Source organism: Mesorhizobium sp. M1307 (assembly GCF_040318155.1).
Lineage (GTDB): Bacteria > Pseudomonadota > Alphaproteobacteria > Rhizobiales > Rhizobiaceae > Mesorhizobium.
The window spans coordinates 121874-143278 of record NZ_JAMYLR010000009.1; the positions used below are offsets into that span (position 1 = coordinate 121874).

A 21405-nucleotide genomic window follows, 5' to 3' on the forward strand; every position below is an offset into this window, starting at 1 on the left:
CTACGAGAATGCGAGGGCGTCGAAAGACGCCCTTCTCATTGCAGGCATGTCGATTCATCGCTGCCGGCGCAGAGTGGCCCCTTTGCCGGACAATTTTCCGTCAGGCGTCACATGGCGGTAGCCGGACTTAGCTGCACCGGGTTACGATTGGCCCATTCCCTTCACGTCTTCAGCCGAATCTGAAAGGCCCGGAGAGCCGCTTGATGAAATCCTCGCTCGAAGAGACGCTGCTTGCCGCGATCCGCACCATTCCGGATTATCCCAAGCCGGGCATCCTGTTTCGCGACATCACCACGCTGCTCGGCAATGCGCGGGCCTTCCGCCGCGCCATCGACGAACTGGTGCATCCCTATGCCGGCCTCAAGATCGACAAGATCGCCGGCATCGAGGCGCGCGGCTTCATCCTCGGCGGCGCCATCGCCCACCAGCTCTCGGCCGGCTTCGTGCCGATCCGCAAGAAGGGCAAGTTGCCTTCCGAGACGGTGCGCGTCGCCTACAGCCTGGAATACGGGCTGGACGAGATGGAGATGCACAAAGACGGTGTTTCTCCAGGCGAGAAGGTAATCCTCGTCGACGATTTGATCGCCACCGGCGGCACGGCCGAGGCGGCCGTCAAGCTATTGCGGCAGATCGGCGCCGACATCCTCGCCGCCTGCTTCGTCATCGACCTGCCGGACCTTGGCGGCCGCGAGAGGTTAGAGGCGCTCGGCGTACCGGTGAGGACGCTGATCGGGTTTGAGGGGCATTGAGCGTTTCTTCCTTCTCCCCTTCTTGTGGAGTAGGGAAGAACTCCGCTCACTCCACCTTCACCAGCACGGCACTTTCGAATTCGATGACCTTGTCGCCGGTCGAATCGAAGGCCTCCGAGCGGAGCGTCAGCAGCCGCCAGCCCGGTCGCGAGGCGATAGGGCGATGGGCCAGCGCGGTGCGGGTGAAAGTCACGGTTTCCCCGGCATAGACAGGTTTGGGCCATTTGAGGTTCTTGAAGCCGGGCGAGGGGCCGAATTCCGGCACCGGCCCGGGACCGGGCCAGCGGGCGACCTCTGCCTCTATGCCAGCCTGGAGGTTCAATTTCATCCAGGTGGCGGCGGTGTGCCAGCCCGAGGCGCAGAGCCCGCCGAATATGCTGTTCCTCGCCGCCTCTTCGTCGATATGGAATATCTGCGGGTCGTATTTGCGGGCGAACGCCTTGATCGCCTCCGGTTCGAATCGATGTGAACCGAGCGTGACGGTGATACCGATGCAGAAGAATTCGTCGAGGCTCACGCACGGCCCTCGCGGGTGAGGAACATGACGGTGTTTTCGAGCTCGAAAACACCTTCGCCGCGCTGGTTGAACAACTCGCTGCGCATGGTCACCAGGCCAAGCCGGGGCTTCGATCTGGACAGTCGCTTGGCAAGGACGGTGGTGCTGCCGGTCAACAGGTCGCCGGCCAGGACTGGCCGTTTCCATTTGACCTGGTCGACGCCCGACGCGCCCTGGGAGGTCGAGTCGAGCAGGAAGGCATCGCACAGCATGCGCATGAACATGGCGCAGGTGTGCCAGCCCGAGGCCGCCAGCCCGCCGAGAATGCTGGCCTGGCCCGCGGCCTCGTCGAGATGCATCGGCTGGGCATCGAATTCACCGGCGAATTCTATGATTTCGGCGGCACTTACCAGCTTGGTGCCGAGGTCGAGCGAAGCGCCCTCGACAAAATCCTCATAAGCCCAGGTCTTTGCGGTCATGGTCTGGAAATCCTGTTCAGGATTGTACGATCGCTACGGGTCCGGGTCCCGGATGCAGGCAGCGTGGCATTTGGTCAAGCAATTTCTATTGCGCCAGCCCGCTGCGCCCAAGCCGCAACGCGGTATTGACGACCCTATAGCCAGCCGCGGCGGCGGAAATACCAGAAGGGCAGGATTGCCGAAAGCACCATCATGCCGATGGCGAAGGGATAGCCAAAGTGCCATTTGAGCTCAGGGATGATGTCGAAATTCATGCCGTAGATCGAAGCGACAAGCGTCGGCGGCAGGAAGATGACAGCGGCGACGGAGAAGATCTTGATGATGGCGTTCTGCTCGATCGAGATCATGCCGAGCGTCGCGTCGAGCAGGAAGCTGATCTTCTGCGACAGGAAGGTGGCGTGGTCGGCGAGCGACAGGACGTCGCGTGACAAGGTCTTGATGCGAGCGCGGCTGTCCTTGCTCATCCTGCTTTGCGTGGAGGCATGGGCGAGAAAGCCGGCAAGGCGCTGCAGCGAGATCAGGCTGTCGCGGATCGAGGAGGCGAGGTCCTCCTTGCGGCCAATGCCTTTCAACAGCTCCTGGAAGTCGCGGTTGCGCTTGGAAACCTTGGTCGAGCGTGCCTCGAAGATGTCGCGCGAGATCGCCTCGACGTCGCGGCCGGCGCGCTCCAGAATGTCGGCGAGGCGGTCGACGATCGCCTCCAGCAGTCCGATCAGGATGGTGTCACCGCTGGTGCAACCGGTCGCCACCTTTTCGGCGCGCAGCGGAAAGGTCTTGAACGCCTTCGGTTCGTGGTACCGCACGGTGATCAGCCTGCTGCCGGCGAGCACGAAGGTAACCGGCGACATCAACGGATCGTTCACCTCGGTCTGCGCAGGCAGAATGGCGGTCATGAAGTAGGCGCCGTCCTCGACGTAGAGACGGCTCGAGATCTCGATCTCTTCCATCTCTTCGCGGGTCGGAACGGCGATGCCGAGCCAGGTCTCGATTGTCGTCTCTTCTTCCTTTGTCGGGTTGAAGAGGTCGACCCAGACGACAGTGTCGCTGTTTTGCAGGAGATCGTCGACCAGGCGCAGGCGATCATTGTCGACGACGAAGGCCTTGATCATCGCCGGGTCTCCCTTGCTGTTGCCAAAGAGCGTTCGTTTGGAGGGGGCGCGTCAGTCACATCGCACGGACGCGGGCAGGCGAGGCGCGAGGCCGGTGCAGAGGCCCCTTAGACCCCGCACGATGGCCCGTCAAGCAGCGCAAGAGGCACTGCGACACCCTGCTTTGAAGTTTGTCATCGAGCGACGGCAATGGTGACCATTGGGCTCCCTCGCCAGGTCAGGTGTTGAACTTGAACAGCATGATGTCGCCGTCCTGGACGACATACTCCTTGCCTTCGTCGCGCGCCTTGCCGGCCTCCTTGGCCGCGACTTCGCCGCCCAGCCTGACAAAATCCTCATAGGCGATGGTCTGGGCGCGGATGAAGCCGCGCTCGAAATCGGTGTGGATGACGCCTGCCGCCTGCGGCGCCTTGGCGCCCTTGTGCACGGTCCAGGCGCGTGTCTCCTTGGGGCCAACGGTAAAGTAGGTGATGAGCTGGAGCAGCTCGTAGCCGGCGCGGATGACCTTGTTCAGGCCGGGTTCGTCCAGACCGAGCGTTGCAAGGAATTCCATTTCCTCTTCGTCCGAGAGCTGGGCGACCTCGGCCTCGATCGCCGCGGAAATCACAACGGTGCGGGCACCTTGCGCGGCGGCCATCTTCTCGACCGCCCTGGTATGCGCGTTGCCGGTGGCGGCATCGGCTTCCGCGACGTTGCAGACGTAAAGCACCGGGTGTGAGGTCAAGAGATTCAGCCCCTGCAGGATGCGTAGATCCTCAGCCGAGATGCCGTTGAGCAGGATGCGGGCGGGCTTGCCGGCCTGCAGCAGTTCAAGCGCCGCTTCCATCATCGGAAGTGCGGTCGCTGCTTCCTTGTCCTTGCCGGCGGCACGCTTGCGGATCTGCACGATGCGGCGCTCAAGGCTGTCGAGGTCGGCAAGCATCAATTCGGTTTCGACGGTCTCGGCATCAGCGACAGGATCGATGCGGCCCTCGACATGGGTGACGTCGTCATCCTCGAAGCAGCGCAGCACATGGACGATGGCGTCGACCTCACGGATGTTGGCGAGGAATTGGTTGCCAAGCCCTTCGCCTTTGGAGGCGCCACGCACCAGGCCGGCAATGTCGACGAACGAGATGCGGGTCGGGATGATCTCCTTCGACTTGCCGATCGCGGCGATCTTCTGCAGGCGCGGGTCGGGCACCGCCACCTCGCCGGTATTCGGTTCGATGGTGCAGAACGGATAATTGGCGGCCTGCGCCGCCGCCGTCCTGGTCAACGCATTGAAGAGCGTCGACTTGCCGACATTGGGCAAGCCAACGATGCCGCATTTGAAACCCATTTTTGTCTGGTCCTATCGGGAAATCGAAATTTGATCAGGGCTATGGGCGAAAGTGCCGATGATCGTCAAGGCGCAATTCAATTCAGACGCTGCGCGATGTCATCGGTGCCTATCGCCAACGAACGAACGCCGGACCTGCTCAGTATTTGCAGAAGATGCCAGAACGCGTCGACCTCAGCGGTTCCGAAATCGATGGTCAGTTGCCCGTCGAGCAACTGCGCACTGTGAATGACGTTTCCGACGGTCTCCGATGTTTCACGCTCGCCATCGATATCGAACCAGCCGCGAAACCATTCGTCGAAGAGATCGCCGTCGAGCTCATTTATAGGGAATTTAAAATGAACCTCATCCCACCTGAAAGGTGAGATGAGGACATCCATTCCACCCATCCCGGCGTGAATATCCGGAGAGAATTTCACATAGGAATCGCTGTTGATGAATTGCGGATTTGGCTGTCCGTCATTACTGACGAAATCAACCGCGATGAAATTTCGATAGAAGGAATCGACGTTGGAAAACTTGATTTCGGTCGCATGCGATCCTTGGCTGTTGCGAGCAAGTTCGCCGGCAGCGGCGACGAAATAATCAACATACTTCTGTCTGATGAGACGGACCAATTCCTGAATGTCATCCAGATCCATGGCTCAGTCCTTGCCGCCAAAAAGCTTCTTCAGCATGGCCGCCATCGGGCCGGTTTCGGGCAGCTTGGCCGCCGGCTGCTGCGGCCGCGCCTGGCGGACGTGGCTTTGCGCCTTTGGCGCCTTGGGCGGCGGGCGATCGTCGTCGTCTGTCGGCGTGAGCTTGTCGCGCAGCGCCAGCGTCACGCGGTTCATGAACGAATTGTCGTCGCCCTTGGCAAGCAATCCGGCACCATCGGCGATCGCGTCGAGCAGCACGTCCAGCCATTCGCGGTCGCCCTTGGCGAAATCGCCAAGCACATGGCCGTGCACCATTTCCTTGACGCCGGGATGGCCGACGCCGATGCGCACACGGCGAAAATCCTTGCCGACGTGCTGGTCGAGCGAGCGGATGCCGTTGTGGCCGCCGGAACCGCCACCGACCTTGACCCGCACCTTGCCGGCGGCAAGGTCGATCTCGTCATAAAAGACAGTCAGCGCCGAAGGGCCGAGCTTGTAGAAGCGCAAGGCTTCGCCGACCGACTGGCCGGACAGGTTCATGAAGGACTGCGGCTTGATCAGGATCACTTTTTCGCCGGCAAGCGTGCCTTCGGCGATCAGGCTCTGGAATTTCTTCGACCAGGGCGAAAAGGAATGGCGGCGGGCGATCGCGTCCGCCGCCATGAAGCCGACATTGTGCCGGTTGTTGGCGTATTTCGCGCCCGGATTGCCGAGGCCTGCAAAGACAAGCATCGTCGCCTCCGGGCGGGAAGGGGTTACTTCTCTTCGGCGGCAGGAGCCGCTTCGGGCTCAGCCGCTTCAGTCGTCTCTTCCGCGGCCTCCGGCTTCATCGCCGAGGAGCCGGCAATGGTCGCGATGGTGAAGTCGCGGTCGGAGATCACCGGCTTGACGCCGGCCGGCAAGGTGATGGCCGAAATGTGGATCGAATCGCCGATATCGGTACCGGTGAGATCGATGGTGATGAAATCCGGGATCGCATTGGCCGGGCAGTGGAACTCGACCTCGTGGCGCACGATGTTGAGCACGCCGCCGCGCTTGATGCCGGGCGACTTGTCTTCATTGATGAAGTGCACGGGCACGTCGACATTGACTTCGGTATCCTTGCCGATGCGCAGGAAATCGACATGGACAGGGAAATCCTTGACCGGGTCGAGCTGGAAATCCTTGGGCAGAACCTGGATCTTGTTGCCGTCGACATCGATCGTGGCGACCGTGGTCAGAAACCCGCCGCCATGGATCTTGTAGTAGATGTCCTTGTAGGTCAGCGCAATCGCCAGGGGAGGCTGCTTGTCGCCGTAAATCACTGCAGGCACTTTACCGTTGCGGCGAACTGCACGGGCGGACCCCTTACCGACCTGTTCGCGCGCTTCGGCCTTGAGCTCGTAAGTATCGTGGCTCATGGCATTTCCTTTCGCGTTGTTCTGGAGCGCTCACGGTCAGCGTGGCTGGGCCGTAAACGTCGAAAGCCGACATAGCTAACGCATGACCTGGTCCGAAAACCGGAATCCACTTTTCGGAATCATGCGGGAAGGCGGCCTTCCGCCGCGTTGCCTCCAAGGGTGTCTACGCGGGTGGCGGCTCTATAGCGGAAGGCGGCGCGAGGTGCAAGCGGGCGGAAGGGCGCCAGGGATGGACCGTGTCCCATCAGGCTGGAAGTAGCAGTGCCGAAAGCAATCCTGCAACGTACAGCCCAACCCCGAAAGACAGATGGGCCATAAGGCTGCGCAGGCGCGCAGTGCGCGGATTGGGAACTTTCGAAGCCGCGATGCCGATCCCAAAAGCCGGTTGCATCACGAAGAACGGGGCGACGATGGTGCAGACGCCGATCAACAGGGCCGGAAGCACTGTCGGGTGCCGTGCCCAGTCGAGGCCCCACACTCCAATCAGCGCTGCGGCAAATACGATGCCGGTCGCGTAATGCGCACTCCATCCAATGGCGGTTTCGCCGCGAACGCGGGCAGCTTGTGCGATATTCGCATGTGCAAAACGTCCATGTGGAAAGTGCCCGATCCAGCGGCCGACCCAGGCGTAATCAAGCGGTGGAATCGCGAACATTCGCTTCAGAAACCATCCCCAGAGATCCATCAGGGCTGTCGCGCCGATTCCAATGACGGCCGCACGGACAACGAACTCCAACATTTTGGCATCTCCTGTTTCACTTGTCAGACACTAGCCAAAAAGAATCAATCATTCAACATATTGATTGATTGATTGAGTGATGCTAGCTATGTCATATGAAAAGCGCGGACGTTCACCACCCAATCTTCGACGAAATAGCGGATCTCGCCCGCACCTTGGGGCATGCCCACCGGCTGGTTCTGTTGCGTCACATTGCCGATGGCGAACTGGCCGTCGAACAACTGACGCAACTTTCCGGGATCGCGTTAGCGAATACGTCGCAGCATCTTCAGCACCTCAAGCGAGCGGGCTTGGTGCAGACCCGGCGAGACGGAAAACGCGTTCTGTACCGGCTTGCAGATGGCCCAATCGAAAACGTGCTTGCGGCGCTGCGAAATCTTGCAAACCACAGACGCCAGCAGATCCGTGAGTTTATCAACGATAGCATCAGCCAGCCGGACAGGTTGGAAAACATCTCGCGCGAGGAACTCGTGCGCCGCATGCGAAACGACGAAGTCGTGCTGCTCGATGTCAGGCCGCAGAACGAATTCGTAGCGGGGCATTTGCCGGGTGCGATCAACATTCCCGCTGACGAGTTGGAGCAGCGGCTTGCGGCGCTCCCACGGGAAAAGGTCGTTGTCGCCTATTGTCGTGGAGTCCAGTGCGTTCTGTCGGCCGACGCCTTGGCAATCCTCAGGGCACGAGGCTGGGCCTCGCGCCGGTTCGAAGGCGGCTTCCCCGACTGGGTGGCTGCAGGCCTGGGGGTAGAGGGCGTGAATTACGAAAGCGGTTAACGGCCGCCAAATCGGCGTCGCCGGCCAAGCCCGAACACAAATGGAAAGTTGGGACCGCGGCGGGGCAATGCCCACGGCGGGTGGACGGCGCGCGCCGGCAGCATGGAAGTGAGCCAATGAACACCTATTCGGAAACAAGCGGTGGAACCGGCGTTGCGGAAGGGAAGGTTTCCAGCGAGTGGCGAGAACGGTGCGATAAAGAGTTTCGCTCTACCTTCTATGGCTTCCGCTCGACCAGCATGTAGCCGATCCCACGAACCGTCTGAATGCTGGCCGATGCATCCGGCCCGAGCTTCGCACGCAGATAGCGAATGTATACCTCCACGATCTTCGTCCCGGGTTCGAAGCTGTATGACCAGACATTGTTGAGGATGCGCTCGCGGCTAACCACTTTCCCCGCATTGAGCATGAGAAAATGCAGAAGGTCGAATTCACGTCGGGTAAGGCTGATTTCCCGGTCGCCGTCCGCAAAACGACGAGCGCTCGTGTCGAGATTGAGGCGGCTCACTCGAAGCAACTGCCGATCCACTGCACCCTGACGGCGTCGGCGCAGCGCGTCAATCCTGGCCACCAGTTCATCAAACGCAAACGGTTTCGTCAGGTAATCGTCGGCACCGACCTTGAGCCCATCTACGCGATCCTGAATTGTCTCCTTCGCGGTCAGCATCAGGATGAGAACCGGCCGCTGCTCCAATCGCACGATCCGGCACAGCTCAAGGCCGTCCAGGTAGGGAAGCAGACGGTCCAGGATCACGAGATCGAATGGATCCGTACGAATAATGGCTAGTCCCTCGCGACCGTCCTCCGCGACACTCACGTGGAAGCCTTCGGCCTCCAACCCCCGGCGGAGAAAGTCGGAGACACGCCGGTCGTCTTCAACGATCAGGATTCGAATCATGGGTGCGATGTACCAGCGGCAGTCTGATTCTGAGGAGGGTTCCCGAAGGCTCAATTCCTTCAAGGCCGATTGTGCCATTGTGCCCGTCTATAATCTCCTTGGCGATCGCGAGGCCAACACCAAGGCCGTCGGCTGCGGACCTCCCGCCGACACGCCCGCGATAATAACGGTCAAACACGAACGGGAGATCGTTGGCATCGATCCCTGAACCGTTGTCGCGGATGGCGATCTCAAGCATTTCATGATGCTCAGCCACCTCGACTGCTATCGTCTGATATGGCTTTGAGTACTTTATGGCGTTGTCGAAGCCGATCAGCAGCGCTTGCTTTAGGCGCTGGGCGTCACCCCGAATGAGGCAATGGTCTGGGTTGAGCGACAGATCAACGGATATCTGCTTGGGACCTGCGAGTACGGAAGCCTCCTGAACGGCCGCCTTCACCGGTATCGATGTTGTGCAAGGAGAACCTGAAATTTTCGGCTTCGGAGCGGGCGAATGCCAGAAGGTCCCCCAGGTTGCGAGCCATATCTTCAGCGTAATTGCGGATTCGGCTCAGAGCTTCGCGGTAAGGTCGAACACGCGGTTGGCCGCGGAGGGCAACGTCGGCCTCTCCGCGGAGAATCGTCAACGGCGTGCGGAGTTCGTGGCTTGCCTCCGCAAAAAATTGTGTGCGTCGGCTATCGATAGCTCTCAGTTGCTCATTGGCTTTCCGCAGTTCACGGGTGCGCAACTGAACCTCCGCCTCCAAGCGGTCCTGTACCGAAATCAGAGCAGCACGTTCGATCTCGAGGGCCTCGGCCATGCTGTTGAAACTTCGCGAGAGGGAAGCGAACTCGTCGCGTCCGGTCGCGGAAACGCGATGGTCGAGCTTGCCCGCAGCGATGGCTTTGGCGCTTTCGTTCAGTTCACGCACAGGTGTGGCGATTGATCGTCGCAGGACGAGGCCGAACCCTAGACTGCCCAGCGTGAGCAACGCAGCGAAGCCGCCGGTCAGCAGTAGCAGTCGCCATTGTGCGCCACGGACGCCGGCGAGTTCCTCTCCAACCTCCCTGCGCTCCTCGTGCAAAGCGGCTTCAATCATTTCTTCGAGATCGTTCTCTAGTCGATGCTCCACATCGTTGCGGAAGGCGTCTACGATGCCCTTTGGATCCCCCTTTGTTCGCTGGCTAAACAGTCGCTGGGCGGCCCGATCTATCGCCTCAAACAGCGCCTTGATGCGGCCGACGAATCTGAGTTCGGCCTCCTCCTGGCGTCTATCGCTCCAATATCCGAGAGCGCCGAGTTCCTCGCGAGTGGCGCCCTCCAGCTTGTAGAATCCGGATTTCACTGCTTCTCGTGCCGCTTCGAAATCCGGCATTTGCTCGGGCCCAAGCAGCAAGACTTCAGCGAGTTGCTCGGTGTAATTGTTGGCATGCCCATTGAGTTCGGCGAGCGCCTCGAACCGCCCGTGGACGCTGTCGATTCGGCGGACGAATTCCTCTGTCAGCTGGAGTGTTGCGAATGCCAGTCCTGAAATCAGTCCGACAAGGGCGAGAATGACGATTTGAAATAGGAAGATGCGGCCTCGAACGGTCATGCGGTAATCCTGCCGGCGATCGGATAATGCCTCTCACCAAATTCTAACCGGAGCCCTCCCAAGCGTCTAATCGGAACCTCGTAAGTTCGAGCGGAGGGTGTGCGACGCCCTCATCGCCACGTTGGCGACGAACTAGACGAGGTTTCGGTTGGCACAAGTAGATTTTCGGACCGACAGTGACGCCACCCTTCGGGAAAGGACACCGCCGGTGCTCTGGCCGATATGGCGAGCCGCACTGATCGGAACCTGTGCATCCCTGTGTGTGGCCATCATTGAATTCGGCCTCCCCGCGCTCCCGTCCGACGCCCGGCGAGCGCTCGAGATCCTGCTTGTCGCGATCATCGGGTGGACCTTAACGCGGTTCGACGATGCCTTCGTTGCAATCGCCGCCGGATTGGCAATGGCGCTGCTGGTCAACCGTGATCCAGGCGCGCTGTTTCATGCGCTCGGCGATGAGTTGATCTGGCTATTGCTTGCCTCCTTCATATTGGCGGCCACCTTCAAGGCGAGTGGGGTCGCAGATCGCGTTCTCGGCCTCGTGACGGGGCGCATGCGATCGGTTCGCACAATCGCCTATTCTTTGACGGCCGTCATGATCGCCACAGCCTTCGTCATTCCGTCGACCTCAGGTCGCGCAGCTTTGATGATCCCCGCCTATCAGGCGATCGCGGGACACTGTGGAAGCGCCCGGTTGCGAAGGGCCTTCGCGCTGCTGTTCCCCACTGTTATCCTGCTCTCGGCCATTGCATCGCCCGTCGGCGCCGGCGCCCATCTGCTGGCGATCGAAATGGTCGGCCGCCTCTCGGGTGTGAAAGTAAGCTATCTGGAATGGATCGCTTTCGGCCTGCCGTTTGCGGCCGTGAGCACCTTCCTTTCGGTCGAATGCCTGCTCCGGCTTTTCCTGTCGCCGGTCGAACGGCGGATGACCCTTTTGCAGCCAACGACGGTGACTAGTGGCGGTGCCGGATTGGCACGGCAGCCGATACTCTGGATCGCCGGCGGGGTTGTCATCGCGTGGCTGACCGAACCTGTCCACGGACTTGATGCCACCGTTATCGCTCTTGGCGGCGCTCTCTTGGCCACGCTTCCTGGAGTCGGCTCCGTGGCGTTTGGCGATGCAATCAAGAGTGCGGAGTGGAAGCTGCTCTTGTTTCTGGCGGCGACGATCTGCTTGGCAGACGGCCTGACGGCATCAGGCCTCAATCGGTGGTTGATCGAGACCACTGTCGATCCACTGCGCGGCACCGGCTTGGGCCCGTTGGCGCTTATCTCCTTATTAGCCTTGCTTGGGCTTTTCAGTCATCTCGTGATCCACAGTCGCACGGCGCGTGTCTCGGTGCTGCTGCCCCCGGCGCTGATGCTCGCATCAACAGCGCGGCTCGACCCTCTCGTTGCAATGTTTGTCCTCGTCTCGGCGACTGGCTTTTGCCAAACCCTCGCGATCTGCGCGAAACCGGTGGCGCTTTTCGCGGGGGTCGACGAGGAAGGCTACGGCCCGAAAGACCTCGCCTTGCTCAGCTCAATCCTGCTGCCGATGCAGTTCATCGTCATCGTCGTGTTCGCGGTCGCCGTGTGGCCAGCCACCGGAGCCCTGCTCAACACGCTCCATCTGCAACTTGCTGGAGAGCCGTAGAATGTCGAAAAAGAAAGGATTGACGAAACGAAGACGGCTTCGAGTATTGGTCGCACCCTCCGGCTTTAAGGAGAGCCTCGGTGTTCGTGATGTCATCGCTGCATTGGCGCGGGGCGTTCGCAATGCCGTTCCGACAGCAAAGATCCTGGGCCTTCCAATGGTGGATGGTGGCGAGGATTTTACGCGGACCCTTGTTGAATTGTCTGATGGCGAGCTGCATTCCGTCACAGTGACGGGACCGGTGGGACAACCCGTGGCGGCCAATGTCGGTTTTCTCGGGCGAAGAAAGAAACGGACAGCAGTTCTGGAAATCGCGGCGGCTGCCGGGCTCCGGCTCGTCCCCACGGACATGCGTGACCCGACCCGCACTACAAGTTATGGGGTTGGTGAGTTGATTCGTTTTGCGCTCGATCTTGGCGCGGAAAGAATTCTGATCGGCTGCGGTGACTCGGGTGTCAACGATGCAGGAACCGGCATGGCCCAAGCATTAGGCGTGCGTCTGCTCGATGGCGGCGGCCGTCCCATTTCGGGGAGCGGCTCGGCCCTCTCATCGCTAGCTCGTGTCGATCTTTCCAGTCGTGATCATCGCCTTTCGAATGTTCGTATCGACGTCGCGGTAAATCCCTACAACATGCTGCTCGGCGAGAGAGGCGTCGCCCGGGTGTTCGGCCCGCAAAAGGGTGCAACACCTGACCAGGTGGTTTTGCTCGAGCAGGGCATGGAAAATGTCGCTCACGTCGTTCGCCGCGACCTCGGCGTCGACGTGACGCCGCTTGTCGGCGGAGGAGCTTCCGGGGGACTCGGCGCCGGACTTCACGCCTTTGCTGGGGCCCGGCTGCATCCGCGCTTCGACCTGATCCTGCGGTATATGGATCTCGATCATCGGCTGTCAAACGCCGACATCGTCATGACAGCCGAGGGTGGCCTGGATGGTCAGACGAGCTTTGGAAAGATACCAGCCGAGATTGCCCGGCGCGCGAAACGTCACAATCTGCCTGTCATCGCCTTGGTCGGAACGATCGGAGCAGGTGCAGAGGCGACCCACGACATCGGCATCGATGCCTTCTTCAGCATTCTGTGCCGACCGTGTTCCCTCGAAGACGCGATCCGTGACGCCGACACGCTGCTGGCGAACGCTGCCGAGCAGGCATTCCGGCTGATGCGGGCGACGCGTGCTTTCAAGTTCAGATGACGGAGCGTGTCAGCCAATGGCCGCGATGTCGCTACGCGGCGGCCCTGACCGGCTCGAAGTCTATGTCGAGAACCGAATTTCGCGCTGCCCGGTGGGCGGGGAAGCCGAAGTCCAACCCAAACTTCAGCCGATCGTGGTCCCCGCCTTGAGCTTCCTCGCCTCCTTCATGTTGGGAAGAAAAACCGTCAGCAGCCCGAGTAGCGGCAAATACGAGCAGACCTGGAAGACGAAATCGATGCCCTTCATGTCGGCGACGACGCCAAGCACGGCGGCCGCGATGCCGCCCATGCCGAAGGCGAAGCCGAAAAAGATGCCGGCGATCATGCCGACCCGGCCGGGCACCAGTTCCTGCGCGAAGACGACGATGTTCGAGAAGGCCGAGGACAGGATCAGGCCGATCAGCACGGTGAGAACCATTGTCCACTCGAGATTGGCGTAGGGCAGGGCCAGGGTGAAGGGCAGCACGCCGACGATCGAGAACCAGATCATCGCCTTCTGTCCGTAGCGGTCGCCGAACGGGCCGCCGAGCAGGATGCCCAGGGCCGAGGCGCCGAGGAACAGGAACAGCATGACCTGCGACATCTGCACCGAAACGCCGAATTTATGGATGGCATAGAAGGTGTAGTAGCTGGACAGGCTGGCGATGTAGGCGTTCTTGGTCAATACCAGCAAGGTCAGCACCGCCAGCGCGCCCAGGACCTTGCGGCGCGGGAAAGGCGAAACGAAGCCTGCCGCTTTGCGGGTGCCCTGTGCGGCGCGCAGGCGGCTGTACCAGCCGCCAACCTGCCACAGCACGATGATGCCGATCAGCGAGCCGCCGGCAAACCAGGCGATGCTGGTCTGGCCGAAGGGCACGACGATGAAGGCTGCCAGCAGCGGCCCCATCGCCTGGCCGAAATTGCCGCCGACCTGGAACAGCGACTGCGCAAGACCGAACCGACCACCGGAGGCGAAGCGGGCGATGCGCGAGGATTCCGGGTGGAAGATCGCCGAGCCGATGCCGATCAGCGAAGCGCCGATGAGGAGCAGCGAGTAGTGTCCGGCATAGGCCAGCACGACCAGCCCGATCAGCGAAGAAGCCATGCCATAGGGCAGCGAATAAGGCATCGGCCGTTTGTCGGTAATCATGCCGATCACCGGCTGCAGCAAGGATGCCGTCACCTGGAAGGTGAAAGTCAAAAGGCCGATCTGCCAGAAATCGAGACCGTAATTGTCCTTCAGCAGCGGATAGATCGCCGACAGCAGCGACTGCATGATATCGTTGATGCAATGGCAGAAGCTCACCGCCAGGATGACGGTGAAGGCCGTCGCCTGAGCTGAAATGTGGCTGGCCGCTGCCGGCTTGGCGTCGGCGGTTGCTGTGGTATCGGTCAAGGCAGGCTCCGTGGTCTTTTTGGCGGGCGCTCCCGCAGCGGTCTGATAGGGCGCAGCCTTATACGTTGCTTGTCACGCGACTTCTTTCGTGGTTTGGTCCAATAGTTTCGCAAGTGGGCCATAGCTGATGCCGCATGGCAGGGAAATGTTCAGAGCGGGCGACACCGATCTCGGGCTGTTGCATGAGCGTCGCTGGCAATGGCTGGAGCAGGCCGTAGGGCCGGCAGTGGCGCTGCCGACCGAATATCCGGACGGCTACCATGTGCCACGGCACCATCATAGCCGCAGCCAGTTGCTGCACGCGCTGGTCGGTGTCGTGCTGGTGACGACGCGGCATGGGCGCTGGATGGTGCCTCCGGACCACGCGATGTGGATCCCCGCCGGCACCGAACATTCCGTCGAGATGCTGGGCGACGTCAGCATGCGGTCCGTCTATGTGATGCCGGAGGCCATTCCCGGCCTGCCGGACGGGTTGCGTGTCGTCGGCATCACCGACCTGATGCACAGCCTGATCGTGGAATCGGAAAAGCTGCCGCAAGGCGCCGAGCTGGAGGGGCGAGGCGGGCTGATCATGAAGCTCCTGCTGCACGAAATCCCGAACCTGCCGGAACGGCCGCTCGGCCTTCCGTTCCCGTCCGATGCAAGGTTGGCGACGCTGTGCCGGCGCTTCGTCTCGGCACCGTCACCGCATGCGACGATCGACGAGTGGGCCGCTATCGTCGGCATGAGCCGCCGCTCTTTCACCCGCGCGTTCCACCGCCAGACCGGATTGTCGCTGTCGACCTGGCGTCAGCAGGCCTGTCTGTTCGCGGCGCTGCCACGGCTGGCCGACGGCGAGCCGATCACGAGGGTGGCGCTCGATCTCGGTTATGACAGCGTGCCGGCGTTCATCACCATGTTCAAGCGCATGCTGGGAGCCTCGCCACGCGGTTACATGCGGGGCGCCCGTGATGCTGGCGAAGGTGTGCGACGAACAAGCGGTCCGGCTCGGCCTGAGGCGCAGCCCTGAAGGGCGTCGCATTCGACCGGCCTCATGCGACGCGCTTTGGGTTCTTGTTGTATGCATGTCGTTATCGCAAAACCGCTGCACAGTTTTGCGCGACACGCATTAATCGAACAGGCTCGACACCGATTCCTCGGTCGCCGTGCGCGAGATCGCCTCGCCCATCAGTTCGGCGATGGAGATGACGCGGATATTGGCGGCGTCCAGCACTGCCTGGGTCGGCTGGATGGAATCGGTGATGACCAGTTCCTGCAGTTTCGAGGCGCCGATGCGGGCGATGGCGCCGCCGGACAAAACGCCATGGGTAGTATAGGCGGTGACACTGGTGGCGCCATCGGCAAGCAGCGCATCGGCCGCATTGCACAGCGTGCCGCCCGAATCGATGATGTCGTCGATCAACAGGCAATCCTTGCCGCGCACGTCACCGATGACGTTCATGACTTCCGATTCGCCGGGGCGCTCGCGGCGCTTGTCGACGATGGCAAGCTGGGCGTCGATGCGCTTGGCGAGCGCGCGGGCGCGGACCACGCCGCCGACATCCGGCGACACCACCATGACATTGGCAAGCTGCTTGTATTTCGCCTTTACGTCGCGGGCCATGACCGGCACGGAAAACAGATTGTCGGTCGGGATGTCGAAGAAGCCTTGAATCTGGCCGGCATGGAGATCCAGGGTCAGCACCCGGTTGACGCCCGCCCTCGTGATCATGTTGGCGACCAGCTTGGCCGAGATGGGTGTGCGGCCCGAGGCGCGGCGATCCTGCCTGGCATAGCCGAAATAAGGAATAACTGCAGTGATGCGCTTGGCCGAGGAGCGCATGAAGGCGTCGATCATGATGAGCAGTTCCATCAAATGATCGTTAGTCGGGAACGAAGTGGACTGCAGGATGAAGACGTCCTCGCCGCGCACGTTCTCCTGGATCTCGACGAAGATTTCCTGGTCGGCGAAGCGCCTGACGCTGGCCTTGCCCAGCGGAATGTTGAGGTAGCGGGCGACTGATTCGGCCAGCACCCTGTTGGAATTGCCCGCGAAGAGCTTCATGCACCGTTCCTGGCGAAGGATTGAGAGACTCCGATAGCACTCCAGCCTCTTAGTCGGGCTTTTAGCGGCCCGCGCCGGTATTGCAAGCGTCGTGAATGGGAATCCGCCGGCTAATCTCAATAAACGCTTACGGCTTGAGCATGCGGCGATAGAGCCAGTTCCATGCCGACGGAATCGGGATAGCTCTATCTTTCAGTCTGAGCATGCTCTTTTCCGAAAACCGGATTCCACTTTCGGAATTATGCTCCAGGTCAGCCGGCGCCGCCGCCAAGCCAAGTGGCGAACTGGTCGATTGTCTGGTCGGCAATTGCCTGCATGGTCGCCGGCGCGACCGCCGTCCAGCCTTCGCCGCCGCCAACAGAGGGCGCCTTCTGCTGGCCGTTGATGCGATGCAGCCGGTTGCCGGCCGGGTCATAGATGTCCCAGACATAGATGACGGTAGTGTCCTTGCCTTCCGTCATGGTCGAGAAATAGCCCTTGAGCACATGCGTTGGGGTCTGGTCGGTGCTGCCGGCCAAGGTGATGCCGCGCTGCCTGGCGCGTGTCTGAAGCTCGGCGGTCAGCGGTGTCGCGGCTTCTACCGAGGCGCCGACGATCGGCGCCACCTGCAGCCGGGTCCGCGCAATGGCAGCCGCGCTTTTGGCGAGCGGCACGGCTGCTGCAGCGGAAGGCTGCGCTGTATCTGCAGTTTGCGCGGTGCCGGCAGGCTGAGCCGGAGTTGCGGGGGGCGTTGCGGCACCTCCGGCTCCGGAGAGCGATTGCGTCGATTGTGGGGCAATGGCCGAGGGTTCGAGAACGTCCTTCGCATTGGTGCAGGCCGCCAGTGCCAGCGCCACGAGCAATGACACGGTCGTCACATGCGATCGTCTCATTAGCCTGAAAACTCCTTGGCGACGAACGCCCCTCACACTCTTTCCATTATGGATTCACTGCACGATCAAGTCGAGATCATGGCGGGACAGCGGCTTCGGCTGGGATTCGGTGGTCAGATAGGTGCGGCCAAGCGTCATCGCGGTTTCGGTTTCGGAGTCCATGATGATCATATGGGCGAACAGCGTCATGTTCGGCGCAATCGGTTCGGGATTACCCTGATAGAACATCGGCATATCCATCCAGGACGGGGTGAAGCGGGCGCCGAGCGAATAGCCGCAGGCATTGAGCCGGTGCTTGGTCAAATTGTGGGCTTCGAGGGTGCGGGCATGGGCGTCGAACACGTCGCCGAACGTATTACCGGGCGTCATCGCCTTCTCGACTGCAAGTAGCGCGGCGCGGGCGGCATCGAACAATTCCTGGTGGCGTTTCGATACCTTGCCGGTCAACACCGTGCGCATCATTGCCGCATGGTAGTGGTGGAAGACACCGGCCCATTCGAGCGTCAGCTGGTCGTTCTTGGTGAGCTTGCGGCGACCGGCCTTGTAGCGGCAAAGCAGGGCGTCGACTCCGGAGCCGATGATGAACTCGTTGGCCGGATAATCGCCGCCGCCGGCAAAGATCGCACCTTGCATGGCGGCGAGGATCAGCGCCTCATCGCCGCCCTGCTTGATCAGCGGCAGTGCTGCGTCCAGCGCGTCGTCGGCCAGATTTGCGGCTTTTTCCGCCTTGGCGATTTCTGCCGGGCTCTTGAACAGCCGTAGCCGGCTGACAATGCCGGAGGCATCCGCGATCTGCCCGAAGGTCTGCAACTGCTCGTCGAGGCGCCGGCCATTATAGGCGGTCAGGCCGTGGGTGTCGTATTCGACGCCGATCCGGGCGCCGAGCAGGTCAAGCTCGTTGAGCAGATTGCGCAGATCTACCGCCGGATTGGCGCCGTTGCGGTCCGTCCACAAAACGATGTTGTCGATGATCGAGGTGTGGCGCGCCTGGCGCAAGTCGGCCGAACGCGTCAGCAGCACCATCGAGCCGTCGGCCTTGACCACCAGGCACTGGAAAAAGCAGAAGCCGAAGGTGTCGTAGCCGGTTAGCCAATACATGCTTTCCTGGGCAAACAGCAGGACGGCGTCGAGCTTCTTTTCGGCGATCTCGATCATCAGTCGATCGCGCCGCGCGTCGAATTCCGAGCGTTCGAAATGCAGCGCCATCAGTCAGCCTCCAAAACGATTGCCGAAACCTGCCGCCCGTAGTCGGGCTCGTTGCGATGCGTGCTGCGCCGATAGGAGTAGAAAAGCTCTTCCTCGGCATAGGTGCAGCGGCCAAGTCCCTCGGCGTTGACGCCAGCCTTGGTCAGCCGGTCGACCGTGTAGCGGTTGAGATCGAACATCGCGTGTCCGGCATTTGCGGAGGGCGCGAAATAGCGAGCATTGCCGGCATCGGCGTCGACGAAACGGGCGACGAATTCCGGTCCGACTTCGTAATTCCGCGGGCCGATCGAAGGACCGAGCACTGCGACGATGCGGTCGCGCCGGGCGCCGAGGCTTTCCATTGCCGCGATGGTGTTTTCCAGCACTCCGGTGAAAGCGCCTTTCCAGCCGGCATGGGCGGCGCCGATAATGCGCGCCTCGGCGTCGGCGAAGAGGACCGGTCCGCAGTCGGCGGTCGAGGCACCGACGGCAATGCCCTGCCGGTCGGTGACAATGGCGTCGGCCTTGGGCCGCTCGCCGGCAAAAGGCTCCCTGGCAATGACGACGTCCGGCGAATGAACCTGGTGAGCGGTCAGCAGATGGTTTGCAGGCACGCCCATCCATTCGGCGACCCGGCGGCGATTCTCGCGCACCAGCGTCTGGTCGTCGTTCGAGCCGGTGCCGATGTTGAGGCCCCGGTAGATGCCGCTGGAAATGCCGCCGACTCGCGTGAAGTAGCCGTGGCGGATGCCTTGCGCCGTTTCCAGCAAGGGCGACCGAACGGGATCCGGTTTGGTCTGATTCAGCATGGCGGCTTTGTTGTCCGTATGGGCGATTTCGTCAAGCGAGTTGAAGGGGCGCAGTTGAAGGCTGGTCAGTTGAAGGCTGGTCAGTTGAAGGCTGGCGCAGTTGATGTCGGGCGCTAGTCGGAGACGGGAGAGTGAGAGAGGCGGCAGCGAAAAGTCAATCCGTGCTTGGAAACGGCGGAACGGCAATGCCGGCGGGGAGGACGGCAAGCACCTTGAAGAGTTCGCCCATGGCCAGCGGGCCGGCGAGGCGCTCGACGTCGGCCGCGATCTTTTCGCGAGCTGCCTCATCGGCATTGGCGCCGAGCCGGCCAGCTCGTTCGAGAAGCCCCATCTTGAGCAGGAATTCACCTTGCGTTGAGAGGTGGGCATCGAGGCTGTGTGCCCGAACGGTTGCCGCGAGGGCAGCGAAATCGACATGGGCTGTGAGATCGGCCTGCCCCGGATTGGCCAGCACGTCCTCATGACCGTGCTTGCGCAAGGCCTGCAAGGTGTCGCCGATCCCGGGCTGGAGGTGACCGTAGTCGAGAAACAGGCCGGCGCCGCCAAATCCGGCAAGTCGCCCGGCGATGGCCGCCATCAGGGCGGCGCGGGCTGGCGCCATCTCGACGATGGCACCTTGCGGCGCATTCTCGGCACCCTCCGGCAGCAGCATCGGGTCAAGCGAGCCGGCGCCGACGAAAAAGCGCAGCCGGTTCGCATCGTCGAGACCGATCATCCGCTCGCGCCAGCCGGCCCCAGCGCGGACGAACTGGCGGATGGGCACCGCGTCAAACAGCTCGTTACCAACAATCAGAAGCGGCCCCTGCGGTAGTGTGTCGACGGCCTCATGCCAGGCGATGGTGGCCGACGTCCCGGCAAGCGTTCGTTTCTGGACCTCGGTCAACCGCAGACTGGTCTCGATCAAGGCGAACGATGCGCTGGCGGTAAGCGTCGGATCGAGCCGCGAAAGCGTGCGCAGCATATCTCTCATCAGCGTGCCGCGGCCGGGGCCTATTTCGGCGATGGCGACCGGCGTCGGCCGGTCGATCGCCAGCCACGCCTGATAGAGCCAGATGGCGACCAGCTCGCCAAACATCTGGCTGACCTCCGGCGCGGTGACGAAGTCGCCGGCGGCGCCGAACGGCTCACGTGTCGTATAATAGCCGTCCTGCGGATCGAACAGGCAGAGCGCCATGTATTCGCTGATGGGGATCGGTCCCACGGCACCGATCAGCTCGGCGATGCGGGTCTTCAGCCGCGTCATGCCGGCTGCGGTTTTGTCACCGGCTTGGCTGTAGCCATCGCCCAGATGCCGGCCAGCACCATCGGCAGTGACAGCACCATTCCCATGGTCAGCCAGCTCGTGCCAAGGAGGTAGCCAAGCTGCTGGTCGGGCTCGCGAAAGAATTCGACGAAGATGCGCGAGGCGCCATAGCCGGCGATGAAGGCGCCGCCGACGAAGCGCGGCGTCTTCAGCTTGAGCCGCGAATGGGTGAGGAAGCGCAGGACAAGGAACAACACCAGCCCTTCGAGGAGCGCCTCGTAGATCTGGCTCGGATGGCGTGCAAATGGGCCGCCATTGGGGAATTCGAATGCCCATGGAACGTCGGTCGGCCGGCCCCATAGTTCGGAATTGATGAAGTTTGCCAGGCGAACGAGGCCAAGCCCCACCGGCACGCCGGCGGCAACCACGTCGAACAGCGACCATGTGCGGATGCCACGAGACCGGGAAAACAGCGTCATTGCGAGAATGACGCCGATCAGGCCGCCATGAAACGACATCCCGCCCTGCCAGACGGCGACGATATCGAGCGGATTGGCAATGTAGCGCGGCAGGTCGTAGAACAGCACGTAGCCGGTGCGTCCGCCGAGCACCACACCGATGGCTGCCCAGACGATGAAGTCATCGAGGTCGACGGGCTTCATCGGCAGGGTGCCGTCGGGCCACAGTTTTGGGTTGGTGACGAGGCGCTTGGCATACCACCAGGCGAACAGAATGCCGACGATGTAGCCGACGCCGTACCAATGCACCGCCAGCGGTCCGATCCGGACGATGACCGGGTCGATGTTGGGAAAGGGCAGGGCGGCCAGCGGCAGCAAATATTCGCTCAACAGGGTCTCCGGGTTCCCAATCAGGTTCG

At 61.7% G+C, this 21405-nt stretch carries 23 protein-coding genes; 5 read left to right on the forward strand and 18 right to left on the reverse strand.

Translation table 11 applies throughout. From position 1 onward, the window contains the following. Window positions 1-203 precede the first annotated feature (203 nt). Complete coding sequence (locus tag NKH16_RS13710; protein ID WP_352469734.1) at window positions 204-749, forward strand: adenine phosphoribosyltransferase; 546 nt, start codon at window positions 204-206, stop codon at window positions 747-749. A 46-nt stretch (window positions 750-795) separates the two neighbouring features. On the opposite strand, the gene NKH16_RS13715 is transcribed toward NKH16_RS13710, so the two are convergent. From NKH16_RS13715 to NKH16_RS13750, 8 genes are all read right to left on the reverse strand, one after another. Next, the gene (locus tag NKH16_RS13715; RefSeq protein WP_352541010.1) at window positions 796-1266 is read right to left on the reverse strand and encodes a MaoC family dehydratase; all 471 of its coding nucleotides are present in this window, start codon (window positions 1264-1266) and stop codon (window positions 796-798) included. Beyond that, the gene (locus NKH16_RS13720) at window positions 1263-1724 is read right to left on the reverse strand and encodes a MaoC family dehydratase (protein WP_352743286.1); all 462 of its coding nucleotides are present in this window, start codon (window positions 1722-1724) and stop codon (window positions 1263-1265) included. The genes NKH16_RS13715 and NKH16_RS13720 overlap by 4 nt, the downstream gene beginning before the upstream one ends. 134 nt (window positions 1725-1858) lie before the next feature. Next, window positions 1859-2833 carry a magnesium/cobalt transporter CorA gene (gene corA / locus NKH16_RS13725; protein ID WP_352637247.1) on the reverse strand — a complete coding sequence of 325 codons (975 nt, stop codon included), beginning with the start codon at window positions 2831-2833 and terminating at the stop codon, window positions 1859-1861. Between the two features lie 217 nt (window positions 2834-3050). Beyond that, window positions 3051-4154, reverse strand: a complete 1104-nt coding sequence (gene ychF / locus NKH16_RS13730; protein ID WP_352469740.1) for a redox-regulated ATPase YchF — start codon at window positions 4152-4154, stop codon at window positions 3051-3053. A gap of 77 nt (window positions 4155-4231) precedes the next feature. Beyond that, window positions 4232-4795, reverse strand: a complete 564-nt coding sequence (locus NKH16_RS13735) for a hypothetical protein (RefSeq protein ID WP_352645069.1) — start codon at window positions 4793-4795, stop codon at window positions 4232-4234. 3 nt (window positions 4796-4798) lie between these two features. Then, window positions 4799-5524, reverse strand: a complete 726-nt coding sequence (pth, locus tag NKH16_RS13740; RefSeq protein WP_352743283.1) for an aminoacyl-tRNA hydrolase — start codon at window positions 5522-5524, stop codon at window positions 4799-4801. Window positions 5525-5547: 23 nt separating this feature from the next. Beyond that, complete coding sequence (locus tag NKH16_RS13745; RefSeq protein ID WP_023678438.1) at window positions 5548-6192, reverse strand: 50S ribosomal protein L25/general stress protein Ctc; 645 nt, start codon at window positions 6190-6192, stop codon at window positions 5548-5550. Between the two features lie 244 nt (window positions 6193-6436). Next, window positions 6437-6931 carry a DUF2938 domain-containing protein gene (locus NKH16_RS13750; protein ID WP_352450509.1) on the reverse strand — a complete coding sequence of 165 codons (495 nt, stop codon included), beginning with the start codon at window positions 6929-6931 and terminating at the stop codon, window positions 6437-6439. A 95-nt stretch (window positions 6932-7026) separates the two neighbouring features. Here NKH16_RS13750 and NKH16_RS13755 point away from each other — a divergent pair, with 95 nt between their 5' ends. After that, window positions 7027-7704: an ArsR/SmtB family transcription factor gene (locus tag NKH16_RS13755; protein WP_352450508.1), complete on the forward strand. Its 678-nt coding sequence runs from the start codon at window positions 7027-7029 to the stop codon at window positions 7702-7704. 217 nt (window positions 7705-7921) lie between these two features. Here the strand turns inward: NKH16_RS13755 and NKH16_RS13760 are convergent, their stop codons facing one another. The 3 genes from NKH16_RS13760 to NKH16_RS13770 are packed head-to-tail and all read right to left on the reverse strand — an operon-like array spanning window position 7922 to window position 10176. Then, window positions 7922-8602 carry a response regulator transcription factor gene (locus NKH16_RS13760; RefSeq protein WP_352743281.1) on the reverse strand — a complete coding sequence of 227 codons (681 nt, stop codon included), beginning with the start codon at window positions 8600-8602 and terminating at the stop codon, window positions 7922-7924. Next, a complete protein-coding gene (locus NKH16_RS13765) occupies window positions 8580-9041 on the reverse strand; it encodes a sensor histidine kinase (protein ID WP_352899862.1) in 462 nt (153 codons plus the stop codon). Before NKH16_RS13765 ends, NKH16_RS13760 begins: the two co-directional genes overlap by 23 nt. Further along, window positions 8983-10176 (reverse strand): HAMP domain-containing protein, encoded by a 1194-nt coding sequence (locus NKH16_RS13770; protein ID WP_352899865.1) that lies wholly within the window; start codon window positions 10174-10176, stop codon window positions 8983-8985. Before NKH16_RS13770 ends, NKH16_RS13765 begins: the two co-directional genes overlap by 59 nt. A 262-nt stretch (window positions 10177-10438) precedes the next feature. On the opposite strand from NKH16_RS13770, the gene NKH16_RS13775 reads away from it, so the two are divergent. After that, a complete protein-coding gene (locus tag NKH16_RS13775; RefSeq protein WP_352743277.1) occupies window positions 10439-11809 on the forward strand; it encodes an SLC13 family permease in 1371 nt (456 codons plus the stop codon). Window position 11810: 1 nt separating this feature from the next. Continuing rightward, complete coding sequence (locus tag NKH16_RS13780) at window positions 11811-13001, forward strand: glycerate kinase family protein (protein WP_352743276.1); 1191 nt, start codon at window positions 11811-11813, stop codon at window positions 12999-13001. A 123-nt stretch (window positions 13002-13124) separates the two neighbouring features. Here NKH16_RS13780 and NKH16_RS13785 read toward each other — a convergent pair whose 3' ends face one another. Next, window positions 13125-14375, reverse strand: coding sequence for an MFS transporter (locus tag NKH16_RS13785; protein WP_352743274.1), 1251 nt, complete (start codon window positions 14373-14375; stop codon window positions 13125-13127). A gap of 127 nt (window positions 14376-14502) precedes the next feature. Here NKH16_RS13785 and NKH16_RS13790 point away from each other — a divergent pair, with 127 nt between their 5' ends. Then, on the forward strand, window positions 14503-15384 hold the full coding sequence (locus NKH16_RS13790; RefSeq protein ID WP_352743272.1) for an AraC family transcriptional regulator: 882 nt from the start codon (window positions 14503-14505) through the stop codon (window positions 15382-15384). A 99-nt stretch (window positions 15385-15483) separates the two neighbouring features. Here the strand turns inward: NKH16_RS13790 and NKH16_RS13795 are convergent, their stop codons facing one another. The 6 genes from NKH16_RS13795 to lgt all read right to left on the reverse strand — a co-directional run bounded on the left by NKH16_RS13795 (window position 15484) and on the right by lgt (window position 21376). Next, complete coding sequence (locus tag NKH16_RS13795; protein WP_023678427.1) at window positions 15484-16419, reverse strand: ribose-phosphate pyrophosphokinase; 936 nt, start codon at window positions 16417-16419, stop codon at window positions 15484-15486. Between the two features lie 251 nt (window positions 16420-16670). Further along, window positions 16671-17291, reverse strand: coding sequence for a hypothetical protein (locus tag NKH16_RS13800; RefSeq protein ID WP_352450502.1), 621 nt, complete (start codon window positions 17289-17291; stop codon window positions 16671-16673). Window positions 17292-17345: 54 nt separating this feature from the next. Continuing rightward, the gene (locus tag NKH16_RS13805; RefSeq protein WP_023678425.1) at window positions 17346-18497 is read right to left on the reverse strand and encodes a M24 family metallopeptidase; all 1152 of its coding nucleotides are present in this window, start codon (window positions 18495-18497) and stop codon (window positions 17346-17348) included. Further along, window positions 18497-19285 (reverse strand): peptidoglycan editing factor PgeF, encoded by a 789-nt coding sequence (gene pgeF / locus NKH16_RS13810; RefSeq protein ID WP_352821236.1) that lies wholly within the window; start codon window positions 19283-19285, stop codon window positions 18497-18499. The genes NKH16_RS13805 and pgeF overlap by 1 nt, the downstream gene beginning before the upstream one ends. A 154-nt stretch (window positions 19286-19439) precedes the next feature. Continuing rightward, on the reverse strand, window positions 19440-20528 hold the full coding sequence (locus NKH16_RS13815; RefSeq protein ID WP_352680832.1) for a class I SAM-dependent methyltransferase: 1089 nt from the start codon (window positions 20526-20528) through the stop codon (window positions 19440-19442). After that, window positions 20525-21376 carry a prolipoprotein diacylglyceryl transferase gene (gene lgt, locus NKH16_RS13820; protein WP_352743268.1) on the reverse strand — a complete coding sequence of 284 codons (852 nt, stop codon included), beginning with the start codon at window positions 21374-21376 and terminating at the stop codon, window positions 20525-20527. The genes NKH16_RS13815 and lgt overlap by 4 nt, the downstream gene beginning before the upstream one ends. Window positions 21377-21405 lie beyond the last annotated feature (29 nt).